The sequence below is a fragment of the Janthinobacterium sp. genome (genome assembly GCF_009923995.1).
Taxonomy (GTDB): Bacteria; Pseudomonadota; Gammaproteobacteria; order Burkholderiales; family Burkholderiaceae_D; genus Janthinobacterium.
This window is the reverse complement of sequence record NZ_RFSK01000026.1, coordinates 70,199-76,466: the sequence shown is the minus strand read 5'-3', so window position 1 is coordinate 76,466 and position 6,268 is coordinate 70,199. Positions and strand designations below refer to the sequence as shown.

The window sequence follows — 6,268 nt, the reverse complement described above, 5'->3', positions numbered from 1 at the left end:
TCGCCCTTGCAAGGGCGAACCGTTGCGCAGGCACGCAGCTGTGCTGCGTGAATTCCCTGCTTCACCAACGTTTGGCAATGAGTGGCGACTAGCGTTGCAAGGAGTTCGCCCTTGCATGGGCAAACCGTGGCGCAGAGCTGCGCTGTGCGCCCTCCCTGCTGCCGCGACGGTTTCGCTTAACCAAGACTAAGGTACGAATTGCAATAATTTGTAAAGATAATTGCCGCGGGAGCACGGGGCCGCTCTTTATTGTATGATCGGCCTATGCATATCGTCCTTATCACCGGAATCTCCGGCTCCGGCAAATCCGTCGCGCTCAATGTGCTGGAAGATACCGGTTATTATTGTGTCGACAACCTGCCGCCCGCATTGTTGCCGAGCCTGGTGCAAACCCTCCTCGATGAGGGTACGCCGAAACTGGCCGTGGCCGTCGATGCGCGCAGCGCCGAGTCGCTCGTCAGCCTGCCCCACAATGTGGCGCTGCTGCGCGACCAGGGACACGATGTCAAGGTCATGTTCCTCACGGCCACCACGCATTCGCTGGTCGCGCGCTTCTCGGAAACGCGGCGCAGCCATCCCCTGTCGCACGAACTGCGCCCGAACCAGAATCCCGCCAGCCGCCGCACCTTGATCGAATGCATTTCGGAAGAGCGCGAACGCCTGTCGACCATCGAGCAGCTGGGCCATGTGATCGACACGTCGGAACTGAGCGCCAACAAGCTGCGCGCCTGGATCAAGGAAATGGTGGCGTCCGAACGCGCGCCGCTGACCCTGTTCTTCGAATCGTTCGCCTTCAAGCTGGGCGTGCCTCTGGACGCGGATTTCGTCTTCGACGTGCGCGCGCTGCCCAACCCGTATTACGACGTGGCCCTGCGCCCGCTGGATGGGCGCGACGCTCCCGTGATCGCCTTCCTCGACGCGCAGCCCAGCGCGCTGGAGCTGCTGGCCGACATACGCGCCTTCATCGAAAAATGGTTGCCGTCATTCAAGTCCGACAACCGCAGCTACCTGACCGTGGCCCTGGGCTGCACGGGCGGCCAGCACCGCTCCGTGTACATGGCGGAACGCCTGGCGCAGTACTTCGGCCCCAACGAGCGCGTCGTCCTGCGCCACCGCGAACGCAGCTAGTTAATCAAGGTGGCGCAGCGGATGCGCCTGCGCCGGCCAGACGGGCGCAAAGAAGGCCGCCACCATGGCCGCATCGACTTCATCCAGGCTGGCCGGCCGCCAGCGCGGCGCGTTGTCCTTGTCGACCACCAGCGCGCGCACGCCCTCGAGCACTTCGCCATGCATGAAATTATGGCGCACCACCGTGCGTTCCATGCGCAGGCAATCGGCCACGCCCAGGTGCGCGCCCCGTTGCAGCAATTCCAGGGTCACCGACATCATCAGCGGCGAGCGCAGGCGCATGGCCGCCAGCGCCTTGGCGGCAAACGCGCCGTCGTCCTGCGCCAGCGAGGCCATGATGGCCGCCACCGAAGCGGCGCCGAAGTGGCGGTCCAGCGCCGCGCGCGCCGCGGCCAGGGGAGCAGCGCCCGCCTCGGCCTGGAATGGCGCCGCCAGCGCCTTGATGGCGACCGGCAAGGCCTCTCCCGGCGTCGACTCGAACAGGGCCAGCAATGCCCCCATCTGCGCCTCGGGCAGGTACACGTCGGCCAGGCCCGTGTACAGGGCATCGGCCGCGCCGATGGTCAGCCCCGTCAAGCCCAGGTACAGTCCCAGCCGCCCCGCCAGGCGGGACAGGAAATAACTGCCGCCCACGTCGGGGAACAGGCCAATGTTGACTTCCGGCATGGCCATGCGCGTGCGGTCCGTGACGACGCGCAACTGGTTGCCGGGGCCCGCCTGCGCCACGCCCATGCCGCCCCCCATCACCACGCCATCCATCACGGCAATATAAGGTTTCGGATAGAAATGAATGAGGTGGTTAAGGGCATATTCTTCCGTAAAGAAATCTTCCAGCAGCGCGCTGCCCCCTTGCGGCGTGGCCAGGCCCGCATCGTAAAAGAAACGGATGTCGCCCCCGGCGCACAGGGCCTTTTCACTGCTCGAACGGATCACCACGGCTTCCACCTGCGGATCGTCGCGCCAGGCCAGCAAGGTGGCGCTGAGGGTGCGCACCATCTCCAGCGACAGGGAATTCAAGGCTTTCGGACGGTCGAGCACGATGTGGCCCGTGCGGTTGCGGATGGAGGTCTGGACGAAGTCGCTCATGGCAGAATGGAAAGAAGTGAGTGTGGGAGCATTCTAGCGCCTGCGGGGCGAACCATGCGTACAACAGGTCCAGGCGCAAAAAAGGGCGCAATGTGCGCCCTTAGTTGATCACAACCGGTTGAAAGTCGCGGCCCGCTTAAGCGGCGGCGAATTCTTCTTCCGAGCTGTCTGGCAGATGCTTGATCGCCTCTTTACCGTGCCCTTGCACTTTGGTCTTGTACTTCATCACTTGCCGGTCCAGCTTGTCGATCAGGGTATCGATGGCGGCATACAGGTCTTGCGCCAGGCTTTCCACGTACACGGTCTTGCCGCTCAGACGCAGGTTGACTTCGGCCTTTTGACGTTTTTCTTTCTCTTTGAGGTTGTCCACGGTCAGAATCACGGCGATATCGATGACTTGATCGAAATGACGTTTCACGCGCTCCAGTTTCGTTTGTACGTATTCACGGATGGCTGGTGTCACTTCAAGATGATGTCCGCTGATGGTGAGATTCATACACACTCCTAAAGATGATTCGGGTTCGTGCGGTCCATCGTATCCGGCCCGCAGAGGAACCGAAAAAAACTTACAAACACTTACGCAGGCTCACTGGCGGAATTTTCAATGCTTCCCGGTATTTGGCAACAGTACGTCGCGCAATCACCATGCCTTGTTCCCCCAGCATGTCCGCAATCTTACTGTCGGATAAAGGATTTTTAGGGTCTTCTGCTCCTGTCAGTTGCACGATCAATGCCCGTATCGCCGTCGATGACGCTTCGCCCCCCGCTTCGGTGGCGACGTGGCTACCAAAGAAATATTTCAACTCGAACATGCCGTGCGGGGTCAGCATGTACTTTTGAGTTGTTACCCGCGAGATAGTACTCTCGTGTAAACCCAGTGTATCAGCTATTTCACGGAGCACAAGGGGGCGCATGGCAACGGCCCCATGCGAGAAAAAGTTCTTTTGTCTTTCTACTATCGCCTGGGCCACGCGCAGGATGGTGTCGAAGCGCTGGCGCATGTTCTTGATGAGCCACTTGGCTTCCTGCAGCTGTGCGCCCATGGCGCCTTCGCCCTTGCCCTGCTTCAACAAATTGGCATACATGGCGTTCACGCGCAGGCGCGGCATGACATCGTTGTTCAGGGTCACTTGCCAGCCATTGCGCGCGCGCTTGACGACGACGTCGGGCACGACGTAATCGGACACGTCCGAGGCAAACACGGCGCCCGGGTGCGGGTTGCACAGACGGATCACCGTCTGCGCCTCGCGCAAGTCTTCGTCGTCGCAGTCGAGGGCTTTTTTCAGCTTGTTGAAATCGCGCTGGGCAAACCAGGCCAGGTGTTTTTCCACGATGACGAGGGCCATGCGGCGCGTCACCAGGGCGACGTGCGGCAAGCGCTTGATCTGCAGGGCCAGGCATTCGGCGGCGTTGCGCGCGCCCACGCCCGGCGGATCGAAACTTTGCAGCAGGGCCAATGCCGTGCGCAACTCGTCGGCGTCGATTTCCAGCTCTTCCGGCAGGCGCGCCAGGATGTCGTCGAGCGACTCTTCCAGGTAGCCATTGTCGTCGAGGGCATCGATGATCAGCTCGACGAGCGCGCGGTCGCGCAATTCCAGCACCGTCACGCGCATCTGCTCCATCAGGTGCTCGCGCAGGGTGCAGTGGTGGGCCTCCAATTGCGGACGGGAATCTTCATCGTCGGGCGCCTTGCCGCGGCTCGCTTCGCTCCAGTCGCTGTCGGCGCCGTCCATGGCGGCCGGGGCGTCGCTGCCCTCGCCGTCAAACGTGTCGCCTTCCGCCGGCGCGGCGGGCGCGTCCTGGCCTGGCGGCTGGGGCGGCGCCTCGGCCGGCGCAGCCGTGGAACTCAGGGCGCCATCGGACAGCAGGCGCAGCGAACGGTCGAGCGGATCGTCGAGGCGCTCGAGCAGGGGGTTGTCCGTCAGCAGTTGCTCAAGTTCCTGGTGCAATTCCAGGGTAGACAATTGCAACAGGCGTATCGATTGCTGCAACTGCGGCGTCAGTGCCAGGTGCTGCGACGTGCGCAGCTGCAATGATTGTTTCATTGGCTCACATGCGGAAGTGTTCGCCCAGATAGACCCGGCGTACCGACTCGTTCGCGATGATGTCGTCGGGGCGTCCCGACGCCAGCACCGAGCCCTGGTTGATGATGTAGGCACGGTCGCAGATACCCAGCGTCTCGCGTACATTATGGTCGGTGATCAGCACGCCGATATTGCGCTCCTTCAAGAAACGCACGATGCGCTGGATCTCGATCACGGCGATCGGGTCGACGCCCGCGAACGGTTCGTCGAGCAGCACGAAGCGCGGGTCGGTGGCCAGGGCGCGGGCGATCTCCACGCGGCGGCGCTCGCCGCCGGACAGGGACAGGGCCTGATTCTCGCGCAGCTTCTCGATCTGCAGGTCGGCCAGCAGTTTGTCCAGGCGCTCCTCGATCTCGGCCTTCTTCAGGGGACGGCCTTCGACGGTCTGGATTTCCAGCACGGCACGGATATTGTCTTCCACCGTCAGCTTGCGGAACACGGACGCTTCCTGCGGCAGGTAGGACAGGCCCATCTGCGCGCGGCGGTGGATCGGCAGGCTGGAGATGTCCACGCCGCTGATGTCGATGGTGCCGCCGTCGGACGGCACCAGGCCGACGATCATGTAGAACGAGGTGGTCTTGCCGGCGCCGTTAGGCCCCAGCAGGCCCACCACTTCGCCGCATTCGACTTGCAGCGACACATCGTGCACGACTTGCCGCTTGCCATAGGTTTTCTGCAGCCCGCGAACGATCAGGGTGCTGCCGCAACGTGTATTTTCCATTATTTCTTTCCTGGCGCTGGCGCCGCAGGCGCTTTTTCCGCCGCTGGGGCCTTGGTCTTCGGCTGGATCACCATGCGCACGCTGCCGGCACCGGGGGTGCTGGTGCCGCTGTCGGAATTTTCCATCGTAAACACTTCCTTGCGGCTGTCATACGAGATGAAGGCGCCATTGGCCACGTCCGTCGGCTTCGTGCCTTCCAGGCGCGTCAGCTTGGCCTTGGAAAACAGTTTCACCACTTCCGTCTTGTTGTCGTACTCCACGCGCTCCGCCTCGCCCTCCACCCACAGGTCGCCCGCGCCGTCGCGCTTCTGGCGGAAGGTGGCCAGCTTGCCGGGATCGGCCCAGAAGGTGATGAACTGGTAGCCCTGCGGGTCTTCCGTGATCAGGGCCCGGCCCGCCTTCATGGTCAGGGTGCCCTTCACCAGCACGACGTCGCCCGTCAGGGTGCGCGTCTGCTTGACGTCATCGACCTGGCCGCGCTGGGCCGTGATGACGGCTTCCTTCTCGGAATCGGCCTTTTCGGCATGCGCCGTGCCCATCACGGCCAGCGAAAACAGGGTCAGCAGCAAGATGTTTTTCATATTATGGTTTCCTAGTTTCATTCTGTCATTTGGCCGCGGCACCTGGCCGTGGTTTCGGCGGCAGCACGATGCGCAAGGCATTCTGCACTTCCACCACGCCGGTCGCGTTGTTCGCCTTCATGCCCACGCCGTTGATGCGCGAGGAACCCGTCAGGATATCGACAGGCACGTCCGTTTCCATCCGTTCTTCATCCGGGTACACCGTCAGCGCTTCCGTCTTCAGGGTCAGGTTCTGCGCCTTCGGGCTGGCCACGCGGTCGACGACGACGTGGCGGTGCAGTTGCAGCCGGGTATTATTCTGGTCGATATGCGCCAGTTCCGCGTTCATGTTCATCGGCGGCATGCCGGGCGTGAGCTTGCGCACGAAGGGCTGGTCGATATCGGAGGAATCGTCATGCGGATAGTGCGTGAGCTTGGTACCCGACACGATATAGCTGGGCTTGCCCGTCAAATCCATGCGCACCAGGCTGAAATTGGTGATGAAATAATCAGGTTCGTCGAGGTGCTTGCTGGCATTGATATCCTGGGCATTCTTGTTCATCACCTCGAGCAGCCAAAAGCTGCCCAGCGCGACGACCACCGCGCCCAGCACGGTAAAGATGATGCGCCAGCGATGGGCGCCTCCTGGCTTTTGCATAATGCTTCACTCTCTCCAATGGCCCTGGCGG

Annotated in this window: 7 protein-coding genes; 1 reads left to right on the top strand and 6 read right to left on the bottom strand. The window is 62.3% G+C overall.

Features of this window, described 5'->3' with window-relative positions; genetic code table 11:
- Positions 1-264: 264 nt before the first annotated feature.
- Positions 265-1,128 carry an RNase adapter RapZ gene (gene rapZ / locus EBS11_RS14715; protein WP_290603793.1) on the top strand — a complete coding sequence of 288 codons (864 nt, stop codon included), beginning with the start codon at positions 265-267 and terminating at the stop codon, positions 1,126-1,128.
- Here rapZ and EBS11_RS14710 read toward each other — a convergent pair whose 3' ends face one another.
- From EBS11_RS14710 to lptC, 6 genes are all read right to left on the bottom strand, one after another.
- Positions 1,129-2,214: a 3-hydroxyisobutyryl-CoA hydrolase gene (locus tag EBS11_RS14710; protein ID WP_290603791.1), complete on the bottom strand. Its 1,086-nt coding sequence runs from the start codon at positions 2,212-2,214 to the stop codon at positions 1,129-1,131.
- 136 nt (positions 2,215-2,350) lie between these two features.
- Positions 2,351-2,710 carry a ribosome-associated translation inhibitor RaiA gene (raiA, locus tag EBS11_RS14705; protein WP_152256799.1) on the bottom strand — a complete coding sequence of 120 codons (360 nt, stop codon included), beginning with the start codon at positions 2,708-2,710 and terminating at the stop codon, positions 2,351-2,353.
- Positions 2,711-2,780: 70 nt separating this feature from the next.
- Positions 2,781-4,259: an RNA polymerase factor sigma-54 gene (locus EBS11_RS14700; protein ID WP_290603788.1), complete on the bottom strand. Its 1,479-nt coding sequence runs from the start codon at positions 4,257-4,259 to the stop codon at positions 2,781-2,783.
- Positions 4,260-4,263: 4 nt separating this feature from the next.
- Complete coding sequence (lptB, locus tag EBS11_RS14695) at positions 4,264-5,019, bottom strand: LPS export ABC transporter ATP-binding protein (RefSeq protein WP_131375700.1); 756 nt, start codon at positions 5,017-5,019, stop codon at positions 4,264-4,266.
- The gene (gene lptA / locus EBS11_RS14690; RefSeq protein WP_290603785.1) at positions 5,019-5,600 is read right to left on the bottom strand and encodes a lipopolysaccharide transport periplasmic protein LptA; all 582 of its coding nucleotides are present in this window, start codon (positions 5,598-5,600) and stop codon (positions 5,019-5,021) included. Before lptA ends, lptB begins: the two co-directional genes overlap by 1 nt.
- 25 nt (positions 5,601-5,625) lie before the next feature.
- Positions 5,626-6,237 (bottom strand): LPS export ABC transporter periplasmic protein LptC, encoded by a 612-nt coding sequence (lptC, locus tag EBS11_RS14685; RefSeq protein WP_290603783.1) that lies wholly within the window; start codon positions 6,235-6,237, stop codon positions 5,626-5,628.
- Positions 6,238-6,268 lie beyond the last annotated feature (31 nt).

Coding starts and splice junctions, on each gene's coding strand:
- rapZ (WP_290603793.1), top strand. CDS start 265: ATGCATATCGTCCTTATCACCGGAATCTCCGGCTCCGGCAAATCCGTC.
- EBS11_RS14710 (WP_290603791.1), bottom strand. CDS start 2,214: ATGAGCGACTTCGTCCAGACCTCCATCCGCAACCGCACGGGCCACATC.
- raiA (WP_152256799.1), bottom strand. CDS start 2,710: ATGAATCTCACCATCAGCGGACATCATCTTGAAGTGACACCAGCCATC.
- EBS11_RS14700 (WP_290603788.1), bottom strand. CDS start 4,259: ATGAAACAATCATTGCAGCTGCGCACGTCGCAGCACCTGGCACTGACG.
- lptB (WP_131375700.1), bottom strand. CDS start 5,019: ATGGAAAATACACGTTGCGGCAGCACCCTGATCGTTCGCGGGCTGCAG.
- lptA (WP_290603785.1), bottom strand. CDS start 5,600: ATGAAAAACATCTTGCTGCTGACCCTGTTTTCGCTGGCCGTGATGGGC.
- lptC (WP_290603783.1), bottom strand. CDS start 6,237: ATGCAAAAGCCAGGAGGCGCCCATCGCTGGCGCATCATCTTTACCGTG.